The organism is Cellulomonas sp. HZM, from assembly GCF_000708885.1.
Taxonomy (GTDB): domain Bacteria; phylum Actinomycetota; class Actinomycetes; order Actinomycetales; family Cellulomonadaceae; genus Cellulomonas.
Genome location: NZ_JEOE01000001.1, coordinates 369,577 through 389,011, shown reverse-complemented (window position 1 = coordinate 389,011; position 19,435 = coordinate 369,577). Strand labels below are relative to the sequence as shown.

Genomic DNA, 19,435 nt, shown 5'->3' with positions numbered 1-19,435 from the left:
GCGCCGATGGTACTGCACTCGCCAGGGTGTGGGAGAGTAGGACGCCGCCGGACACCATTCAGAAAGAGCCACCCCATCCGGGGTGGCTCTTTCTGTTTCCTGTCACATCTCTGGTCCCGGTCGCTCTATCGGTTACCCGTCTCCCGGTTGGTCTCGGCACCGATGTCCGGACGTGGTGGGGGTACCGGTGGTGCGGTGGACCGAGCCCAGTTCCCCAGGTGCGGGCCGTGTGGGGCAGATGACTCTGCCCGCGGGCGTCTTGGCTAGGTGCCATGGGCCGGCTCTGGGATGATGGGAGCCGATCGTGGCGAGGAGAAGACAGATGAACAGCGACAACCGGTCCGAGCGACAGCCCGGCAGGCGTGGAGATGACGGTGGCAGCGGGGGCCAGCGGGCCCAGTCCGGCGACGTCAGGCGCTCGACCGGGGCCTCGTCCGATGACTCCCGTCGTGGTGGGTCGTCCGGGCGCGCTGGTGGACGCTCGGAGGGTTACGGCTCACGTTCCGTGCGCGGCCAGTACGGAGAGCGCGACAGAGGCGGGCGGGGTGACCGCTCGCGCGGTGAAGCGTCCTCTGCCCGTGGGGCTGCCGGGACGCAGGACGGGTCGAAGGGTTCGCCGACCGGATCTGGTCCCCAGGGCCGGCATGCGCGCGGTTGGCGTGGGACAGCAAGCGTCGACGGGCAGCGTGGTCCGGCCGAGTCCAGGGCTGGGCGCGGGGCTCGGGACCTCGCACGTGACGACCGGTCAGGGCACGGTCGCGACCGCGATGAGCAGCGTCGCTCCTCGTACGGCACCGGCGGCGGTCGTGCCTATGACGGTGACGGGCAGGCGCGCGGTGCCAAGGCACGAGACGACCGGACGTGGTCCAGCGGTGGTCGGGACGACCGCGCGCAGGCCCGTGGCGGTCGGGGCGATCGTGGTCGATCCGAGGATGGTCGTGACGCGCGCGGGGCGGCGGGTTACGGTCGCGACGCCCGCGATGGGTCTGGTAGCGGTCGCGATGCCCGCGGTGGTCGGTCGAGCGGCGGCAGGTCGGTAGCTGGTGACACGGGAGTCTCCGGTGCGCGCGGCGATCGGTCGTCGCGGAGCTCGGGCGACGCAGGTCGCGAGTACGGCCGCGGTCCGGCTCGGGGCGCGTCGTCCGGAGGCGGTGCTCCCCGGCACGGGTCCGGAGCCGGCCCGGGTGCCGGCTCCCGTTCGTCGGACGGCCCGCGCCGTGACGAGCGAGTCCGTGATGAGCGTGGGCGTGACGAGCGTGCACGCGGCACGCGGACCGCGTCGGCCGGATGGTCGTCCGACCGGGGTGGATCCGGTCGGGGCGCCGATCGTCCCGGCCAGGGTCGTCAGGACTCATGGCGTTCCGGGACGGACCGCCGCGACCAGGGCCGCGGGGGACCCGACCGCCGTGAGGCGTCGGCCGGCCCCTCGAGCTGGTCGCAGGGTTCGGGCGAGGGTCGGGGACGGGTTCGTGCCGACTCGCGCGACGACCGGCCGCGCGGTCCCGGCGGCGATCGGCGCGGTGCGCCGGCCGGGCGACCGGCCCGTGGTGACGAACGTCAGTCGCGGTCGCCGCAGGACCAGCGCGTCGTCGGTCCGGAGATCCCCGAAGACGTCGTCTTCGGTGACCTGGACCGGGCCGCTCGTGCGCCTCTGCGGACGCTCAGCAAGGACAACGCGAACATCGTCGGTCGGCACCTCGTGATGGTCGGCCGGTTGCTCGACGTCGACCCCGAGCTCGCCTACGAGCACGCGCAGGCGGCGGTCCGTCGCGGAGGGCGCGTCGACGTCGTGCGTGAGGCTGCAGGGATCGCCGCGTACCGCACCGGTCGGTACGCGGAGGCGCTGCGCGAGCTGCGCACCGTGCGGCGTCTCAACGGCTCGTCGGAGCACCTCCCGGTCATGGCGGACTGCGAACGCGGTCTCGGCAGGCCTGAGCGGGCCATCGTGCTGTCGCAGGAGCCCGAGGCGCGCACGCTCGACGCCGACGGACAGGTCGAGCTCGCGATCGTGGTGAGCGGTGCGCGGCTCGACCTCGGTGAGAACGAGGCCGCCGTGGCGACGCTCGCGACGCCCGCGGTGCGAGCCGCCCGGGGCGTCCTCGCCGTGCGCGTCGCTCAGGCGCGGGCGAGCGCGCTCGAGGCGGTCGGGCGCGACGACGAGGCCGTCGCGGAGCTGGCTCGGTTCTCGCAGGCGGAGCTCGACGCGGCCGACGGCGTCGTCGACGAGGACGACGACATCGTCGTCTTCGACCTCGACGAGACCGACCTCGACGACGACCTGGGGGGCCTCGACGAGTCCGCGCTCGACGAGGGCGCTGCCGTGGCTGACACGATCGAGGACGAGGACGACCTCGACGTCGACGGTGCGGCACAGCAGTCGGACGGTGACGCGGACCGGGACGAGGGCGCCGGTGGCTTCAGCGCGGGCGACCCGTCCGACGAGCGTCGCGACGGCGAGGAGACGGCGTGAGCAGGGGGTTGCTGGGTTCCGACGTCGCGCTGGCCGACCGTTTCGACCTGGCGCTCGTCGACCTCGACGGCGTCGCCTACAAGGGTCACGAGCCGATCGACCACGCGGCCGAAGGGCTCACGACGGCCAGGGCGAGGGGGATGCGGCTGGTGTTCGTCACCAACAACGCGTCGCGCGAGCCCGAGTCCGTTGCCGGTCAGCTCTCGGAGCTCGGCATACCGACCCAGCCGGACGAGGTCATGACGGCTGCGCAGGCCGCCGCGCAGCTGCTGCGCGCGCGTCTCGCGCCGGGTGCCCGGGTGCTCGTCGTCGGAGGCGCGGGACTGCGCACGGCCGTGCGCGAGGCGGGCTACGAGGTGGTCGACTCCGCCGACGACGAGCCCGCCGCGGTCGCGCAGGGGTTCTCGCCCGAGGTCGGGTGGACGCAGCTCGCCGAGGCAGCGTTCGCGATCGAGCGGGGGGCGTGGCACGTCGCGTCGAACCTCGACCTCAGCATCCCCGTCGCACGCGGCATCGCGCCGGGCAACGGCACGCTCGTGGGCGCGGTGCGCGCGGCGACCGGTGTCACGCCGGACAGCGCCGGCAAGCCCGCGCCGACCATGTACCACATGGCCGTCGAGCGGGCCGGGGCCCGCGAGACGCTCGTCGTGGGGGACCGGCTGGACACCGACCTGGCGGGAGCCCGCTCGGGTGGATTCGCGGGCCTGCACGTGCTCACGGGCGTGAGCACCGCGCGTGACGACGTGCTCGCGGTCCCCGGCGAGCGTCCGCACTTCATCGGCGCCGACCTGCGCACGCTGCTGGAGCCGCACCCGCAGCCCGTGCGCGCCGCCGAGCGCTGGTGGACGTGCCGGTCGGCGTCGGCGCGGGTCGTGGACGGTGTGCTGGAGATCGGGCGGGGTGACGCGGGCAGCGACCCGGTGGACGTCGTGCGGGCCGCCTGCGCGGCAGCGTGGGCGGCGGTCGACGACGGTGCCACGCTGGACCCCTCGAGCGTGCCGGACCTCGGCGGAGCGCCCGCCTGACCCCGGCCGTCCAGCCGGTTCCTGCCCGTCACTGCCCATCCCCTGTGCGTCACTGCCCGTCCCCTGTGCGTCGACGCCGGTCCAGGCGCGTAGGTCGATCGCGGGTCGCGTGGCTGTGCGTCGTCGCGGCCGCGCGTGGGCGCCGCCGGGTAGCGTGGGGACGCTGTCGTCGAGAGAGGAGCACGCGTGGTTGAGAACGGACCTGGCGACGCCGGGACTCCGGGTATGGACGTGACCCCCGACGTCGACGTCGCTCCTGACACGGTCGGCAGCGCGGAGAACGCCTTGGCGGTGGCCGGGGCGCGCGACGTCGCGCCGAGGCCCACCGAGCACGGGTCGACGCACCCGTCCACGGGTGACGACGCCGTGGACCAGGCGTTGCTGCGGCTCGACGAGCTCGACGCTGCGCCCCTGCGCACGCACGTCGCGGTGCTCGACGCCGTGCACGGAGCGCTCCAGGACCGCCTGGCCGACGCGGAGGGCTGAGCACGTGACGACTCAGGCGCGAGACGTCGCGCCGCACCAGCCGCCGCACCAGCCGCCGCACCAGCCGCCGCACCAGCCGACGAACCGGCTCGACGCCGAGCTCGTGCGGCGCGGCCTCGCGCGGTCGCGCGGTCGCGCGAGCGAGCTGATCGCGCAGGGTCGCGTGGAGGTCGCCGGGCACCGTGCGGCGCGACCTGCGGTGCGCGTGCACGAGGACGACCGCATCGAGGTGCGAGCGCAGGAGGACGAGTACGCGTCGCGTGGCGCCCACAAGCTGGTCGGGGCGCTCGACGCGACCGCGCTCGACGTGGCAGGACGACGTTGCCTCGATGCCGGGGCGAGCACGGGCGGATTCACCGACGTGCTGCTGCGACGGGGGGCCGCATCGGTCGTCGCGGTCGACGTCGGGCACGACCAGATCGTGCGCAGGCTCCGGGACGACGATCGCGTCGAGGTGCGCGAGGGCGTCAACGTCCGTGACCTGCGTCGCGGCGACGTCCAGCCTGCGCCGAGCCTCGTCGTGGCCGACCTCTCGTTCATCTCGCTCGGTCTGGTGCTTCCCGCTCTGGTCGAGGTCGCCGCGGACGACGCCGACCTGCTCGTGATGGTCAAGCCGCAGTTCGAGGTCGGGCGCGAGCGGCTCGGGACCGGCGGTGTCGTCCGGGACCCTGCGCTGCGAGAGGCCGCCGTGCTGGGTGTCGCGCGCACAGCCGCCGAGCTGGGGCTCGGGGTACGCACGGTCGTCGTGAGCCCGCTGCCCGGCCCGAGCGGCAACGTCGAGTACTTCCTGTGGCTGCGCGGCGGTCCGGGCGTGATCGCCGACGACGGGGCGCTGGCCGAGGCCGTGCGCCGTGCCGTCGCGCAGACCCCCGGGGGCGCGGAGTGAGCCGGCGTGCGCTCGTCGTCACGCACGGCGGGCGCGCCGAGGCGGTGGTGGCGACCCAGGAGGCTCTGCGCGTGCTCGAGCACGCCGGCTTCACGCCCGTCGTCGCGAGCGAGCACTCGACGCCCGACGAGCTGCCCGAGCTCGAGCTCGCGGTCGTGCTCGGCGGGGACGGCACCATCCTGCGGGCGGCCGAGCTGACGCGAGGACGGGAGGTGCCGTTGCTGGGGGTCAACCTCGGGCACGTCGGCTTCCTCGCCGAGGCCGAGCGCGACGACGTCGGCGAGGCGGTCCGACGATTCACCGAGGGCGACTTCGAGGTGGAGGAGCGCGGGACGCTGGACGTGCGCGTGCTGCGGCCGGACGGCGGCGTCTCGACGCAGTGGGCGCTCAACGAGGCCGCTCTCGAGAAGGCTGACCGCGGGCGCATCCTCGAGGTCGCGCTCGAGGTCGACGGTCGGCCGTTGTCGTCGTTCGGGTGCGACGGCGTCGTCGCGGCGACCGCGACCGGTTCGACGGCGCACGCGTTCTCCGCCGGTGGCCCCGTCGTGTGGCCCGACGTCGACGCGATGATCCTGGTACCGGTCTCGGCGCACGCGCTGTTCGCGCGCCCGATCGTCGTCGGTCCGCGCAGCCGGTTCGCGGTCGAGGTGCTCGACCGGTCGCCCGCCCACGGCCTGCTGACGTGCGACGGCCGCCGCTGCGTCGACGTGCCGCCCGGGTCCCGGGTCGAGGTCACGCGGGGCACGGAGCCGGTGCGGCTCGCGCGGATCAGCCCCGCGCCCTTCACGACGAGGCTGGTCAACAAGTTCGACCTGCCCGTGGCGGGGTGGCGCGGGCGGACCCGCGTGAGCGACGAGGGAGGTCCGGCGTGATCGAGGAGATCCGGATCACCGACCTCGGCGTGATCGGCGGCGCGCACGTCGAGCTGGGTCGAGGGCTGACGGTGCTCACCGGGGAGACCGGCGCGGGCAAGACCATGGTGCTCACGGCTCTCGACCTGCTGCTCGGCGGCAAGGCCGACCCCGCGGCAGTGCGCGTCGGTGCGACGTCCGCAGCGGTCGAGGGACGGGTGCTCCTGCGTGGGTCGGACCCGGCGCTCGAGCGGGCCCGTGACGCGGGCGCGGAGCTGGACGAGGACGGGTCGCTGGTGCTGCTGCGGACCGTCGGCGCCTCCGCAGACGGCGCGAGCGGACGCTCGCGCGCCTACCTGGGCGGTCGTTCGGTGCCGCAGGCGGTGCTCGGCGAGCTGGCCGCGGACCTCGTCACCGTGCACGGCCAGGCGGACCAGGCGCGGCTGCGCTCGCCCGCGCACCAGCGCGACGCGCTCGACGCGTTCGTCGGGGGCGACCACGGCGAGCGGCTCGCGAGGTACCGGTCGGCCTGGCAGGAACGCGCGCGGGTCGACGCCGAGCTGGCCGACCTCGTCGCGCGGGCCCAGGACCGCGTGCGCGAGGCGGAGCTGCTGCGGCTCGGGCTCGCCGAGGTCGAGCGGGTCGACCCGCAGCCGGAGGAGGACGTCGAGCTCGCGCAGGAGGCCGAGCGGCTCGCGCACGCCGAGGACCTGCGCGCAGCCGCGGCGGGCGCTCACGTGGCGCTGGCGGGCGACGTGGACGCGGGCGTCGACTCCTCGAGCGCCTCCGACCTCGTCGAGCAGGCTCGGCGGCTCCTCGACCACGCGGGCCCGCACGACGCGACGCTGGCATCCCTCGCTGTGCGCGTGGGAGAGGCAGGGTTCCTGCTCGCGGACGTCGCCGCCGAGCTCTCGTCGTACGTCGAGGACCTGCAGGCCGACCCCGCGCGCCTCGATGCGGTGCAGCGGCGCCGCGCCGAGATCGGGACACTGACCCGCAGCTACGGCGGCGACGTGGCGCAGGTGCTCGAGTGGTCGTCGGCGGCGGGTCTGCGCCTCCTCGAGCTCGAGGGCGGTGACCAGCGGATCGAGCAGCTCGGTGCCCGCCGGAGCGAGCTCGACGCCGAGCTCGAGGCACAGGCAGCTCTCATCACGTCGGCACGGACGGCGGCGGCCGACCGCCTCGCCGGTGCGGTGAGCGACGAGCTCGCCGGCCTCGCGATGGCGGGTGCGCGGCTGCAGGTCGAGGTGCGGCCGGCCGACGAGCCCGGTGCGCACGGCGCGGACCGCGTCGAGATGCTCCTCGTGCCCCACGCGGGCGCCCCGGCGCGCCCGCTCGGCAAGGGCGCCTCGGGCGGCGAGCTGTCGCGTGTGATGCTCGCGATCGAGGTGGCGTTGGCGACCGCGCCCGACAGCGGCGCCGCCCGCCCGGAGACGTTCGTGTTCGACGAGGTCGACGCCGGTGTCGGTGGTCGCGCCGCCGTCGAGGTCGGACGGCGGCTCGCGGCGCTCGCGCGTGACGCCCAGGTGCTCGTCGTGACGCACCTGGCCCAGGTCGCCGCGTTCGCCGACCACCACCTCGTCGTCACGAAGTCGAGCGACGGCGGGGTCGATCTCGTGACCGAGTCCGACGTGAGGTCGGTCACGGACGAGGACCGCGTGCGCGAGCTCGCCCGCATGCTGTCGGGCCAGGACGACTCGTCGGCGGCGCGCACGCACGCGGCGGAGCTCCTCGCGCAGTCGTCCGTGGGACGATGACCGGCGATGAGATCGAGCCTCCGCAGACGTTCCGCACCTCCCGAGCCCGGCGTGGTCGCCGGTTCGGCCCGCGTCGACCCACGGACCAAGTCGCTCACGAAGCGGCTGCGCCCCGGTGACATCGCGGTCATCGACCACGAGGACATCGACCGCGTGTCGGCCGAGGCGCTCGTCGCCTGCCAGCCCGCGGCCGTGCTCAACGCGGCACGCTCGACATCGGGGCGCTACCCGAACCTCGGTCCGGAGATCCTCGTCGCCGCGGGCGTCCCGCTCGTCGACGACCTCGGTCCCGACGTCATGGCGATCCCCGAGGGCCACCGGTTGCGGGTCCGGGACGGCAGCGTCTACGACGGCGACGACCTGGTCGCCGAGGGCGTCGAGCAGACCGCGGTGTCCGTCGCGTCGGCGATGGAGGAGGCGCGGGCTGGTCTGTCCGTACAGCTCGAGTCGTTCGCGGCGAACACGATGGACTACCTGCGGCGCGAGCGCGAGCTGCTGCTCGACGGCGTCGGCGTGCCGGACATCGAGACGGTCATCGACGGACGCCAGGTGCTGATCGTCGTGCGCGGGTACCACTACAAGGAGGACCTGGTCACGCTGCGTCCCTACATCCGCGAGGTCCGGCCCGTGCTGATCGGCGTGGACGGCGGCGCGGACGCGATCCTCGACGCGGGCTGGAAGCCCGACCTCATCGTGGGCGACATGGACTCGGTGTCGGACCGGGCGTTGACGTGCGGCGCCGAGGTCGTCGTCCACGCGTACCGGGACGGGCGGGCGCCCGGCCTCGCGCGCGTGGAGCAGCTCGACGTGCGCCACGTCGTCTTCCCTGCGACCGGGACGAGCGAGGACGTCGCCATGCTCCTCGCCGACGACAAGGGCGCGGAGCTCATCGTCGCCGTCGGCACGCACGCGACGCTCGTCGAGTTCCTCGACAAGGGACGTTCCGGCATGGCGAGCACGTTCCTCACGCGGCTGCGCGTGGGTGGCAAGCTCGTCGACGCCAAGGGCGTCTCGCGGCTGTACCGGCACCGGATCTCGAACCTGCAGCTCACGCTGCTCGTCCTCGCCGGGCTGCTCGCGCTCGGCGTGGCCCTCGCGTCGACGGCCGCAGGCCAGACGCTGATCGAGCTGATCGGCGCGCGGATCGACGACTTCACCTCATGGGTCGGCTCATTGTTCGGAGGGTCGTGATGCGTCACGAGAGCCTGAGCACGCCGAGCCCCCGGCGCGCGGCCGACTCCCCGGCCCCGCAGCGCCACCGCACCGACGGAGAGAACGCCTCGTGATCGACTTCCGCTACCACGTCGTCTCGCTCATCTCGGTCTTCCTGGCCCTCGCGGTCGGGATCGCCCTGGGCGCAGGACCGCTCAAGGAGACGATCGGTGACACCCTGACCGGTCAGGTTCAGCAGCTGCGCACCGAGAAGGACACGTTGCGCACCGAGCTCGACGCGACGTCGCGCGACCTGAAGGACTCGCAGGACTACATCGACGCCGCCGGCCCGCAGCTCCTCGATGGCGCGCTCAAGGACCGCCGCGTCGCGGTCGTGGCGCTCGGCACGGTCGACGACGCGGTCGCGACCGCGGTCGACGACAGGCTCGGCCAGGCCGGTGCGACCGTGACGGCCCACGCGACGCTCACCGACGCGTGGTCCGACCCGGACCAGCGCAGCTTCCGTCAGGCGCTCGTCGGAAACGTCACGCAGTTCCTCGACCCGGCACCCGCGCAGGGGTCCGACGTCGAGACCGAGCTCGCGGCCGCGCTCGTGCAGGGGCTCACCGGTGCCGACCCGGCGTCGCCCGACAAGCTCAGCCAAGACGCGACGTACCTGCTCGAGATCCTCTCGACCGGGGACAGCCCGCTCGTGACACTCGCGGACCCGGTGAAGACCGGCGCCGACGCGGTCGTGGTCGTGGCGGCCAGCCCGAAGTCGCAGCAGCCCGCCGCGACGGCCACCGCCGGCCCGACGGAGGACGACCTCGCACCGTCGCTCTCGGTGGTCGAGGCCGCGCAGAAGTACTCGTCCGGTGCCGTGCTGGCCGACGGCGAGCGCGGTTCCGGGTCGCTCACCGATGCGATCCTCGACGACGACGACCTCGCGGCGAGCCTGACGACGGTCTCGAGCTCCGCCGACGTCTCGTCGCAGGTCAACGTGCCGCTCGCGCTCGCGGCCCGGATCGCAGGGACCAACGGGCACTACGGCTTCGGCAGCGAGGAGACGCCGATCCCCGCTCCGGTGCAGCTCCCGCCCGTCGACAGGACGCCGGTGGCGCCGTCGGGCAGCGGCCAGGAGCAGGGCGGCAAGAACGGCGACAACGGGTGACCGTCTCCGTCCCGCGCCGGCTCGTCACCGCGCTCGTCGCCTCCGTCGTCACGTCGGCGGCTCGTGGTGCGCTCGACCAGCAGACGCCCGGCGGCCAGACGAGGTGGACGCGGACGAACCACCGTGGCGAGGACGTCAGCCTGCTCGAGGGACCGGCGGTCGCCGCCGGGCTCCTGGCGGGTGTCGTCGTCGGGGCACCGGGTGCGCGGGCCGGTCTCGCGCTCGGGCTGGCGACGGCCGCCGGTGCGACGTTCGGGATCGTCGACGATCTCGAGGAGGACGTCGAGGAGCGGCGCAAGGGCCTGCGAGGTCACCTCGGAGCGCTCGCGCACGGACGGGTCACGACGGGCGGGCTCAAGGTGATCGGCATCGGCCTCGGCTCGCTCGCGGCAGCGGCCGTCGCGACCCGGCGTCCGGCCGGCCGTCGCAGCACGGCGCACCTCGCCGACGTGGCGGCGTCCGGCGCTCTCGTGGCGCTCGCCGCGAACTTCGTGAACCTCCTCGACCTGCGACCGGGGCGTGCGCTCAAGGTGGCGTCGATCGCGGGCGCCCCGCTCGCGCTCGGGCCGGGTGACGGCGCCGGCGCGGGCGCCGCGGTGCTCGGCGTCGCATCCGCAGCGCTCGACCAGGACCTCGCCGAGCTCGACATGCTCGGCGACGGCGGGGCGAACGCTCTGGGCGCCGCGCTCGGCACAGCCGTGGTCCTCGGCGCGCCGCGTCCCGTCCGGCTCGCGGTGCTCGGCGGGCTCGCCGCGCTGACCGTCGCGAGCGAGAAGGTCAGCTTCACCAAGGTCATCGAGTCGACGCCGGTGCTGCGCGACATCGACGCGTGGGGTCGGCGCCCGGTGCACCGGCCCGGCGCATGAGTCGCCGATGAGCGCCACGGTCCGTCGCGCCGCCGGGGGTCTCGCCGGCGCGGCTGCGATGATCGCTGCCGTCACCGTGCTGTCGCGCGTGCTGGGCCTGGGGCGCTGGCTCGCGCAGGCGCACGCCGTCGGGGACGGGACGATCGGCGATGCGTACAACGCGGCCAACCTCCTGCCCAACGTGCTGTTCGAGACGGCGGCCGGTGGCGCTCTCGCCGGAGCGCTCATCCCGGTGCTCGCCGCACCGATCGCGCGCCGGGACCGCCGCGAGGTCGACGCGACCGCGTCGGCGACGCTCGGGTGGACGCTCCTCGTGCTGGTGCCGCTCGCGGCGCTGCTCGCCGCGCTCGCCGGCCCGATCGGGCACGCATTCGGGCACACGCCCGACCAGGCGGCGACGGTCCGGTTCTTCGTCCTCGTCTTCGCGGTCCAGGTGCCGATGTACGGCGTGGCGGTGCTGCTCTACGCGGTGATGCAGGCGCACAAGCGCTTCTTCTGGCCCGCGTTCGCGCCGGTCATGTCCTCCCTGGTGGTCATCGCCACCTACATGGTCTACGGGGCGCTGGCGCACGGCGAGCGTGACGACACGTCGGCGCTGCAGGCCGGCGCGCTCGACGTCCTCGCGTGGGGGACGACGCTCGGCGTCGCCGCCATGTGCCTGCCGATGTTCGTCCCCGTGCACCGGCTCGGCGTGCGGCTTCGACCGTCGCTGACCTTCCCCCTGGGGATCGGTGCGCGCGTGCGCGCGCTGGCGTTCGCCGGGATCGCCGGTGTCGCGGCGCAGCAGCTCGCGACCGTCGTCGTCCTCGCGGTGGCGTCGAGCTGGGGCTCGAAGGGGACCGTGACGACGTACCTGTACGCGCAGCAGGTGTACCTCCTGCCGTACGCGGTCCTGGTGGTCCCGCTCGCGACCTCGACGTTCCCGCGCCTCGCGGCGCGTGCGGCGGCGGGGGACACCGCCGGGTTCGCGCGCACCTCGGCCGCGACGGCTCGCGGTGTCGTCGGTGCGGCGGTGGTCGGTGCCTCCGCGGTCGCCGCCGGGGCGGCAGCGGTCGCGACCTTGTTCCGGGTGCTGACCGGCAACCCCGCGACGCTGCAGATGGGTGCCGCAGTGACGTGGATGGTGCCCGGGCTCGTCGGCTTCGCGCTGCTGTTCCACGTGTCGCGGTGCCTGTACGCGCTGGGGCGTGGCCGCGCGGCGGTGCGCGCGAACGTCGTCGGGTGGGGCGTGATGTCGATCGGTGTGGTCGCCCTCGTCGGCGTCGGCGTGCCCGACGGGCGGGCCGTCGTGTCGATCGCCCTCGCGAGCTCCGTCGGCATGCTCGCCGGGGGAGCGACGGCCGTGGCGGCGCTCGCCCGCGCGGCAGGACGAGACGCGCTGCACGGACTGACCCGCACGGCGGTGGTGCTCGGCGCTGGTGCTGTACTGGGCGCGCTCGCCGGACGCTGGCTCGCGGACACCGTGCAGGACCTCGGTGGCGACGGGGGCTGGACCGCCGTCGGGGCGGCGGCGGGCGGCGCGGTCGTCGCGCTCGTCGTGGTCGCCGCGGCCGCCCTCGTGGCCGACCGGGGCCTCGTCGGCGACGTCGTGCACGTCGAGAGGTCGGTGCCCCCGGCCGCCCGGTCAGCGGCGGTCCAGGAAGCGGTCACGGCCGCTCCCGACGCGGCGTCCGGCTCGGACGGCGACCCGCCCGAGCCGCGGGACTGACTCTCGGTGCAGACGTGGCGGGACTCACCACCGAGGTCCCGGCTCGAGGGCATGGGCGTCGGGTAGGGTTGAAGCCCGTGACAGAGCGCGCGCACCGACTCTCCGGGCGGTCGGACTCCCTGACCCGGCACATCTTCGTCACCGGGGGCGTCGCCTCCTCTCTCGGCAAGGGCCTGACGGCGAGCAGCCTCGGCCGCCTCCTTCGCTCCCGTGGCCTCAAGGTCACGATGCAGAAGCTGGACCCGTACCTCAACGTCGACCCGGGGACGATGAACCCGTTCCAGCACGGCGAGGTCTTCGTGACCGAGGACGGCGCTGAGACGGACCTCGACGTCGGCCACTACGAGCGGTTCCTCGACGTGAACCTCGTCGGCTCGGCCAACGTCACGACCGGCCAGGTGTACTCGCAGGTCATCGCGAAGGAGCGGCGCGGGGAGTACCTCGGCGACACGGTCCAGGTGATCCCGCACATCACCGACGAGATCAAGTCGCGCATGCGGTCGCAGGCGGACGACGACGTCGACGTGATCATCACCGAGATCGGCGGCACGGTCGGCGACATCGAGTCGCAGCCGTTCCTCGAGGCCGCCCGCCAGGTGCGCCACGACCTGGGCCGCGACAACGTGTTCTTCCTGCACATCTCGCTCCTGCCGTACATCGGCCCCTCGGGCGAGCTCAAGACGAAGCCCACGCAGCACTCGGTGGCTGCCCTGCGCAGCATCGGCATCCAGCCCGACGCGATCGTCCTGCGCGCCGACCGCGACGTGCCCGAGAGCATCAAGCGCAAGATCGGGCTGTTCTGCGACGTGGACGTCGAGGGCGTCGTGGTCGCCAAGGACGCACCGAGCATCTACGACATCCCGCGCGTGCTGCACTCCGAGGGCCTGGACGCGTACGTCGTCCAGCGACTCGGTCTCCCGTTCCGCGACGTCGACTGGTCCGGCTGGGACGACCTGCTGCAGCGTGTGCACCAGCCGGCGCACACGGTCGAGGTCGCGCTCGTCGGCAAGTACATCGACCTGCCCGACGCGTACCTGTCGGTGACCGAGGCGCTGCGCGCCGGCGGCTTCCACCACGACACGAAGGTCGTCATCCGCTGGGTGACGTCCGACGACTGCCAGACGCCCGAAGGTGCGCGCGCCGCGCTCGAGGGCGCCGACGCGGTGCTCGTGCCCGGAGGTTTCGGCGTGCGCGGCATCGAGGGCAAGCTCGGTGCGCTGCGCTGGGCGCGCGAGAACCGGGTGCCGACGCTCGGCATCTGCCTCGGCCTGCAGTGCATGGTGATCGAGTACGCGCGCGACGTCCTCGGCCTCGACGGTGCGTCGTCGTCCGAGTTCGACGACAAGCCCGTGGACCCGGTCATCGCGACGATGGAGGAGCAGCTCGCGATCGTCGGCGGCGAGGGAGACCTCGGCGGCACGATGCGGCTCGGCTCGTACGAGGCGCGTCTCACGCCCGGTTCCGTGGTCGCCGAAGCGTACGGCTCGGAGCATGTGACCGAGCGGCACCGGCACCGCTACGAGGTCAACAACTCGTACCGCGACAAGCTCGAGGAGGCCGGGCTCGTGATCTCGGGGGTCTCGCCCGACACGTCGCTGGTCGAGTTCGTCGAGCTCCCGCGCGACGTCCACCCGTACTACGTCTCGACGCAGGCTCATCCCGAGTTCAAGTCCCGCCCGAACAGGGCTCACCCGCTGTTCGCGGGTCTCGTCGGTGCGGCGCTCGCGCAGCGCGACGACGCATGACCGACCACGGCTCCACGGACGAGGCGCCCGCAGACCTGCGGGCGCCTCGCCCCGTCCTGGAGCACACGACGATCCACACAGGCCGCGTGTGGGACCTGGTGTCCGACGAGGTCGACCTCGGGGACGGTGTCCACGTGGTGCGGGAGTGGGTCGACCACCCGGGCGCCGTCGCGGTCATCGCGCTCGACGACGAGGACCGCGTGCTGCTGCTCCAGCAGTACCGCCATCCGGTCCTGAGCGAGCTGTGGGAGCCGCCCGCCGGTCTGCGCGACGTGGCCGGTGAGCCCACCGTCCGCACCGCTGCGCGTGAGCTCGCGGAGGAGGCCGACCTCGTCGCATCGTCGTGGTGGCACCTGCTCGACCTGTACACGACGCCGGGCGGCTCGTCCGAGCACATCGAGATCTTCCTTGCTCGCGGCCTGACCCCCGTCCCCGAGGGCGAGCGCTACGAGCGGACCGACGAGGAGGCCGCGATGGTGCCGCGCTGGGTCCCGCTCGACGACGCCGTCGACGCCGTGCTGTCGAGCCGCCTGCACAGCCCGACGGCGGTCTCCGGCGTGCTCGCAGCCGCCGCCGCGCGTGCGCGCGGGTGGTCGACGCTGGTCCCGGTCACGTTCGACTGACGACGGGCGTCACCGGCTCGTCGAGCGCCGGTACTGCGCGTTCGCCACCGGGATGAACACCGCCAGGATGATGACGGACCAGATGACCGTGTAGAGCCCCGCGTGCTGCAGCGGCCACTGCGTCGGCTCGGGGACCTGGGCCGGGATGTTGCCGAACAGCTCGCGCGAGGCCTGGGTCGCCGACGAGACGGGGTTCCACGCGGCGAACGTCTGCAACGGACCGGGCAGGCTCTCGAGCGGCACGAACGTGTTGGCGACGAACGTGAGCGGGAAGATCACGATGAACGTCGCGTTGTTGAACACCTCGACGCTCGGTACCAGCATCCCGAGCCACGCCATCACCCACGAGATCGCGTAGGCGAACAGCAGGAGGAGCGCGAACCCGGCCACGGCGTCGAGGAACGAGCTCCGGATGCGCCACCCGACGATGAGCCCGGTCAGGGCCATCACGACGAGCACGAGCACGTTGTTGATGACGTCGGACATCGTCCGCCCCGTGAGGACGGCCGAGGGCGCCATCGGCAGCGACCGGAAGCGGTCGATGATGCCCTTCTTCACGTCCTCGGCCAGTCCCGCGCCGGTGATGGTCGCACCGAAGATGACCGTCTGGGCGAAGATCCCCGCCATGAGGTACTCGCGGTACGCCTGGCTGCTGCCGCCACCGGGGACCTCGATCGCGCCGCCGAAGACGTAGGCGAAGAGCAGCACGAACATGATGGGCGACAGGGTGGTGAAGACCAGCAGGTCGGGGACCCGCTTGATCTTGATGATGTTGCGCTTCGCGACGACCTGGGCGTCGGCGATGACGGCGGGCAGTGCCATCACGCAGCTCCTTCCGTGGGGTCGTCCTCGGCCGTCCGGCCGGTGAGGGACAGGAACACGTCGTCGAGCGTCGGCCTGCGCAGCCCGATGTCGTCGAGCGTGACGCCGGCGTCCTCCAGGGCTCGCAGCGCACCGCCGAGCACGGCGGCGCCGCCCTCGACGGGCATGAGCAGCGAGCGTCGCGTCGCGTCGAGCGTGGGGGTGGAGACGCCGAGCGGCGCGAGCGCCCGGGCGGCGTCGTCGAGGCTCGCGCCCTCCTGCACCGTGAGCTCGAGACGTTCGCCGCCGACCTGGCGCTTGAGCTCGTCGGCCGTGCCCTGCGCGATGATCCGACCGTGGTCGATCACCACGATCTCGTCCGCGAGGAGGTCGGCCTCCTCGAGGTACTGCGTCGTGAGCAGCAGCGTGGTGCCGCCCGCGACGAGCCGCTGGATCACCTCCCACATGTCCGCGCGACCGCGCGGGTCCAGGCCCGTCGTCGGCTCGTCGAGGAAGATGACGGGCGGGTCGGCCACGAGCGCACCGGCCAGGTCCAGCCTGCGGCGCATGCCGCCCGAGTAGGTCTTGGACGGGCGGTCCGCGGCGTCCTCGAGCCGGAACGAGGCGAGGAGCTCACGAGCCCGTTCGCGCGAGCGCTTGGCGCCCAGGTGGTACAGGCGCCCGATCATGTCGAGGTTCTCGAAGCCCGTGAGGTACTCGTCGACCGCCGCGTACTGGCCGGACAGGCCGATGCGGCGTCGGACGTCCCGCGGGCGCCGCAGCACGTCGACGCCCGCGACCTCGGCGGTCCCGCCGTCGGGGCGGAGCAACGTGGTCAGGATGCGCACGATCGTCGTCTTCCCCGCGCCGTTGGGGCCGAGGAGCCCGAGGACCGACCCGGTGGGGACGGTCAGGTCGACACCGTCGAGCGCGACGACGTCCTTGTAGTGCTTGACCAGACCCCGTGCGACGACGGCGGGCGTGCTCGTGGATGCCATGCCGCGAGCCTAGATGTGACCTCTGACACAGTCACTCGAGACCCGCTACGGGAGGACGGGGATCTCCTCGGCCCGTGCTGCGACGGACGAGCGATCGCGGGTGCAGAGCCACACGCGGGTGGTTCCCGCGGTGAGCAGCGCGGCACCCACGAGGTGCAGGTCGACCAGCGCGATCGGCAGCCCCGTCGCGACCTGCACGTAGCCGATCGCGCCCTGGAGCACCACGAGACCCGCGAGCACGAGAGCGGCCGTGTGCACCCGGCTGCGGGCGCCGCCGCGCGGGCGGGTGAGCACGATGATCGCGACGAGCACCGCGGCGAAGACCCACACCGCGGTGGCGTGGACGTGCGCCATCGTCAGCGGGTCGACCGCGAAGCGGTACCCGACCTCGTCGTCCCCGGAGTGCGGACCCGCGCCCGTGGTGATGGTGCCGAGCACGAGCACCACCAGCAGGAGCGCCGCGAGCACGTGCGCGAGCACGCGCACGACGTGGTCGACGACCACGACGGGCGGCCCGTCGCCCTCCGAGAACCGATGCAGCAGGAGTGTCGAGGCGGAGACCAGCGCCATCGAGAGCAGGAAGTGGCTCGACACGATCGCGGGGTTGAGGTCGACGTGCACGGTGATGCCGCCGACGACCGCCTGGACGATCACGCCGATCCCCGGGACCAGGCCGAGGCGACGGTAGGCGAGGGAGCGGGACCGGTCGGTCCACACGACGTACGCGACGGCGACGGCGACGGCCGTCAGCAGGAACGTCATGGTGCGGTTCCCGAACTCGACGAGCGTGTGGTAGCTCGTCTCGCCGTGGAGCTGGGGCGTGAAGTGTCCCGGCTCGCACTGCGGCCACGTCGAGCAGCCGAGGCCGGAGGCGGTGAGCCGGACGGCCCCGCCGGTGGCGACGATCAGCACCTGCACCAGCACGTTGAGCACGAGCACCGCACGGGTGCGGGCCCGCAGCCACGCGAGCGCCCGTGCGCGCAGCCCGACGTCGGTGGTGGCGGGGGACGTCGTCATGGCGACCAGCGTACGGGCGGCGTCACGGCTGCCCGGACGAGCGAAGGGCCGTGAGGGCGTGAGCCGCGCCACGTGGGGCGTCGGGCCGAGGCTGCGTACGCGTCAGTGCCAGCGGAACAGGCGGGACGCACCCCACCCGAGGGCGGCGGTCCAGCCCAGCAGCACGACGACCGACCAGGCCGGCAGGGTCCCGTGCTGGAACGCGTCGCGCATCGCCTCGCCGAGCGCGCCGGACGGCAGCAGGAGCGCGAGGTGCTCCATCGCACCGGGCAGGCGCGACGCGGGGACGACGACGCCGCCCGCGACCGCCAGGACGAGCAGCGCGAGGTTGGCGACCGCCAGGACCGCCTCGGCCCGCAGGGTGCCCGCGACGAGCAGCGCGAGCGACGTGAAGGCGGCCGTCCCGAGCAGCACCGCGACCACTGCGAGCGCGATCCCCGCCGGGTCCGGGCGCCAGCCCAGCAGCGCAGCCACCGCTCCGATGACGACGACCTGGACGACCTCGACGACGAGGACGCCCACGACCTTGCCGGCGAGCAGGCCCCCGCGGCCCAGCGGGGTCGTGGAGAGCAGCCGCAGCACGCCGTTGCGCCGGTCGAACGACGACGCGATCGCCTGCGACGTGAACGAGGCGGTCATGACCGCGAGCGCCAGGATGCCGGGCGTGAAGAAGTCGATGCGCGACAGGCCACCGGTGTCGACGTCGAGCGCGGTCACCTTCGTCAGCCCGATCAGCGCGAACACGGGCACGACGATCGTGACGAGCAGCTGCTCGCCGTTGCGCAGGATCGCCCGTGCCTCGAAGTCGGTCTGCGCGAGCACGCGGCGCCACGCGGGCGCGGCGCCGGCATGCGGGTCGGCGGGCGTCGACGTCATCGCAGCTCACGTCCCGTCAGGTCCAGGAAGACGTCCTCCAGGGTCCGGCGCCCCACGGTGAGCCGTATCGCAAGCGTGTCGTGCTCGGCGAGCCACGCGGTCACGGCAGCGACGGTCGTCGGCCCGACGGTGCCCACGACCGTGCACGACCCCGCTCCGGCCGCACGGACCTGCAGCTCGGGGCCGAGCGCGCGTGCGAGCCCGTCGACGTCGAGCTCACCGGCGACCTCGAGCCGCAGCGTGCGGTCCTCGGCGTCGGCGACGAGGTCGCGTACCGAGCCCTCGGCGATGACCCGGCCGCGGTCGACGACGGCGACGTGGTCCGCGAGGTCCTCCGCCTCGTCCATGAGGTGCGTCGTCAGCACCACCGCGACGCCCTCGTCGCGCAGCTCGCGCACGAGGTCCCACACGGCGCGCCGGGACTGGGGGTCCATGCCTGCGCTGGGCTCGTCGAGGAACACGAGCTCCGGCCGCCCGACCACCGCGGCGGCGAGCGCGAGCCGCTGGCGCTGCCCGCCCGACAGGCGACGGACCGTCGTGCGGGCGAAGGACCCGAGGCCGAGCCGTTCGACGAGCTCGTCGACCTCGCGCGGACGGGCGTACATGCGGGCGACGTGCTCGAGCATGTCGAGTGCGCGCACCCCGGTGGGCAGGCCGCCGTCCTGCAGCATGACCCCGACGCGGGGCCGCAGGTCGTGCGCCTGGGTGAGCGGGTCGAGGCCGAGCACGCGGACCGTCCCGCCGTCGGGGGAGCGCAGTCCCTCGCAGCACTCGACGGTCGTGGTCTTGCCGGCTCCGTTGGGCCCGAGCACTGCGGTGACGCGGCCGCGCGCCGCGCGCAGGTCGAGCCCGTCCACGACGCGGCGTCCGTCGTACGCCTTGACGAGACCGGAGATCTCGACGGCGTCGTCGACGGCGTGGGAGGCGGGCACGAAGCGCGAGTCTAGGCGTGCGCGCGCCGCGCGTGCCGTGGGCCTGGACGGGTGGCGGCTGTGCGGGTGGT

17 protein-coding genes are annotated in these 19,435 nt (G+C 73.8%); 12 read left to right on the top strand and 5 right to left on the bottom strand.

All coding sequences use genetic code 11. From position 1 onward, the window contains the following. The first annotated feature begins 1,714 nt into the window (after positions 1 to 1,714). The 12 genes from AW16_RS16735 to AW16_RS0101790 all read left to right on the top strand — a co-directional run bounded on the left by AW16_RS16735 (position 1,715) and on the right by AW16_RS0101790 (position 14,740). Entirely contained in the window at positions 1,715 to 2,470 is a 756-nt protein-coding gene (locus AW16_RS16735) for a hypothetical protein (RefSeq protein ID WP_231495911.1), read from the top strand. Beyond that, the gene (locus tag AW16_RS0101840) at positions 2,467 to 3,495 is read left to right on the top strand and encodes an HAD-IIA family hydrolase (RefSeq protein ID WP_029287668.1); all 1,029 of its coding nucleotides are present in this window, start codon (positions 2,467 to 2,469) and stop codon (positions 3,493 to 3,495) included. Before AW16_RS16735 ends, AW16_RS0101840 begins: the two co-directional genes overlap by 4 nt. Positions 3,496 to 3,681: 186 nt before the next feature. Further along, entirely contained in the window at positions 3,682 to 3,981 is a 300-nt protein-coding gene (locus AW16_RS16730; protein WP_231495910.1) for a hypothetical protein, read from the top strand. Positions 3,982 to 3,985: 4 nt separating this feature from the next. Continuing rightward, positions 3,986 to 4,867 carry a TlyA family RNA methyltransferase gene (locus AW16_RS0101830; RefSeq protein WP_081861388.1) on the top strand — a complete coding sequence of 294 codons (882 nt, stop codon included), beginning with the start codon at positions 3,986 to 3,988 and terminating at the stop codon, positions 4,865 to 4,867. Beyond that, complete coding sequence (locus AW16_RS0101825) at positions 4,864 to 5,739, top strand: NAD kinase (protein ID WP_034647896.1); 876 nt, start codon at positions 4,864 to 4,866, stop codon at positions 5,737 to 5,739. The genes AW16_RS0101830 and AW16_RS0101825 overlap by 4 nt, the downstream gene beginning before the upstream one ends. Further along, positions 5,736 to 7,475 (top strand): DNA repair protein RecN, encoded by a 1,740-nt coding sequence (recN, locus tag AW16_RS0101820; RefSeq protein WP_029287662.1) that lies wholly within the window; start codon positions 5,736 to 5,738, stop codon positions 7,473 to 7,475. The genes AW16_RS0101825 and recN overlap by 4 nt, the downstream gene beginning before the upstream one ends. 6 nt (positions 7,476 to 7,481) lie before the next feature. Beyond that, on the top strand, positions 7,482 to 8,666 hold the full coding sequence (gene steA, locus AW16_RS0101815; RefSeq protein ID WP_029287660.1) for a putative cytokinetic ring protein SteA: 1,185 nt from the start codon (positions 7,482 to 7,484) through the stop codon (positions 8,664 to 8,666). Positions 8,667 to 8,757: 91 nt separating this feature from the next. Further along, positions 8,758 to 9,798: a copper transporter gene (locus AW16_RS0101810; RefSeq protein WP_051681562.1), complete on the top strand. Its 1,041-nt coding sequence runs from the start codon at positions 8,758 to 8,760 to the stop codon at positions 9,796 to 9,798. Continuing rightward, positions 9,795 to 10,664: a hypothetical protein gene (locus AW16_RS0101805; protein ID WP_029287656.1), complete on the top strand. Its 870-nt coding sequence runs from the start codon at positions 9,795 to 9,797 to the stop codon at positions 10,662 to 10,664. Before AW16_RS0101810 ends, AW16_RS0101805 begins: the two co-directional genes overlap by 4 nt. A gap of 7 nt (positions 10,665 to 10,671) precedes the next feature. Next, positions 10,672 to 12,372, top strand: coding sequence for a murein biosynthesis integral membrane protein MurJ (gene murJ / locus AW16_RS0101800; protein WP_081861387.1), 1,701 nt, complete (start codon positions 10,672 to 10,674; stop codon positions 12,370 to 12,372). Positions 12,373 to 12,449: 77 nt separating this feature from the next. After that, positions 12,450 to 14,117, top strand: a complete 1,668-nt coding sequence (locus AW16_RS0101795) for a CTP synthase (RefSeq protein ID WP_029287653.1) — start codon at positions 12,450 to 12,452, stop codon at positions 14,115 to 14,117. Beyond that, positions 14,114 to 14,740: an NUDIX hydrolase gene (locus AW16_RS0101790; RefSeq protein WP_029287652.1), complete on the top strand. Its 627-nt coding sequence runs from the start codon at positions 14,114 to 14,116 to the stop codon at positions 14,738 to 14,740. Before AW16_RS0101795 ends, AW16_RS0101790 begins: the two co-directional genes overlap by 4 nt. Before the next feature lie 9 nt (positions 14,741 to 14,749). Here the strand turns inward: AW16_RS0101790 and AW16_RS0101785 are convergent, their stop codons facing one another. From AW16_RS0101785 to AW16_RS0101765, 5 genes are all read right to left on the bottom strand, one after another. Continuing rightward, positions 14,750 to 15,562 carry an ABC transporter permease gene (locus tag AW16_RS0101785; RefSeq protein ID WP_029287650.1) on the bottom strand — a complete coding sequence of 271 codons (813 nt, stop codon included), beginning with the start codon at positions 15,560 to 15,562 and terminating at the stop codon, positions 14,750 to 14,752. Then, a complete protein-coding gene (locus AW16_RS0101780; protein WP_029287648.1) occupies positions 15,562 to 16,539 on the bottom strand; it encodes a daunorubicin resistance protein DrrA family ABC transporter ATP-binding protein in 978 nt (325 codons plus the stop codon). The genes AW16_RS0101785 and AW16_RS0101780 overlap by 1 nt, the downstream gene beginning before the upstream one ends. Before the next feature lie 45 nt (positions 16,540 to 16,584). Next, positions 16,585 to 17,556, bottom strand: a complete 972-nt coding sequence (locus AW16_RS0101775; protein ID WP_051681561.1) for a heme A synthase — start codon at positions 17,554 to 17,556, stop codon at positions 16,585 to 16,587. Positions 17,557 to 17,658: 102 nt separating this feature from the next. Further along, positions 17,659 to 18,432, bottom strand: coding sequence for an ABC transporter permease (locus AW16_RS0101770; RefSeq protein ID WP_029287644.1), 774 nt, complete (start codon positions 18,430 to 18,432; stop codon positions 17,659 to 17,661). Further along, the gene (locus tag AW16_RS0101765; RefSeq protein WP_029287641.1) at positions 18,429 to 19,364 is read right to left on the bottom strand and encodes an ABC transporter ATP-binding protein; all 936 of its coding nucleotides are present in this window, start codon (positions 19,362 to 19,364) and stop codon (positions 18,429 to 18,431) included. The genes AW16_RS0101770 and AW16_RS0101765 overlap by 4 nt, the downstream gene beginning before the upstream one ends. Positions 19,365 to 19,435: the final 71 nt, after the last annotated feature.

Bases quoted from the DNA above. Each gene is read 5' to 3' on its own strand.
- AW16_RS0101790 (WP_029287652.1), top strand. From the start codon at position 14,114: ATGACCGACCACGGCTCCACGGACGAGGCGCCCGCAGACCTGCGGGCG.
- murJ (WP_081861387.1), top strand. From the start codon at position 10,672: ATGAGCGCCACGGTCCGTCGCGCCGCCGGGGGTCTCGCCGGCGCGGCT.
- AW16_RS0101770 (WP_029287644.1), bottom strand. From the start codon at position 18,432: ATGACGTCGACGCCCGCCGACCCGCATGCCGGCGCCGCGCCCGCGTGG.
- AW16_RS0101780 (WP_029287648.1), bottom strand. From the start codon at position 16,539: ATGGCATCCACGAGCACGCCCGCCGTCGTCGCACGGGGTCTGGTCAAG.
- AW16_RS0101775 (WP_051681561.1), bottom strand. From the start codon at position 17,556: ATGACGACGTCCCCCGCCACCACCGACGTCGGGCTGCGCGCACGGGCG.
- AW16_RS0101785 (WP_029287650.1), bottom strand. From the start codon at position 15,562: ATGGCACTGCCCGCCGTCATCGCCGACGCCCAGGTCGTCGCGAAGCGC.
- steA (WP_029287660.1), top strand. From the start codon at position 7,482: ATGAGATCGAGCCTCCGCAGACGTTCCGCACCTCCCGAGCCCGGCGTG.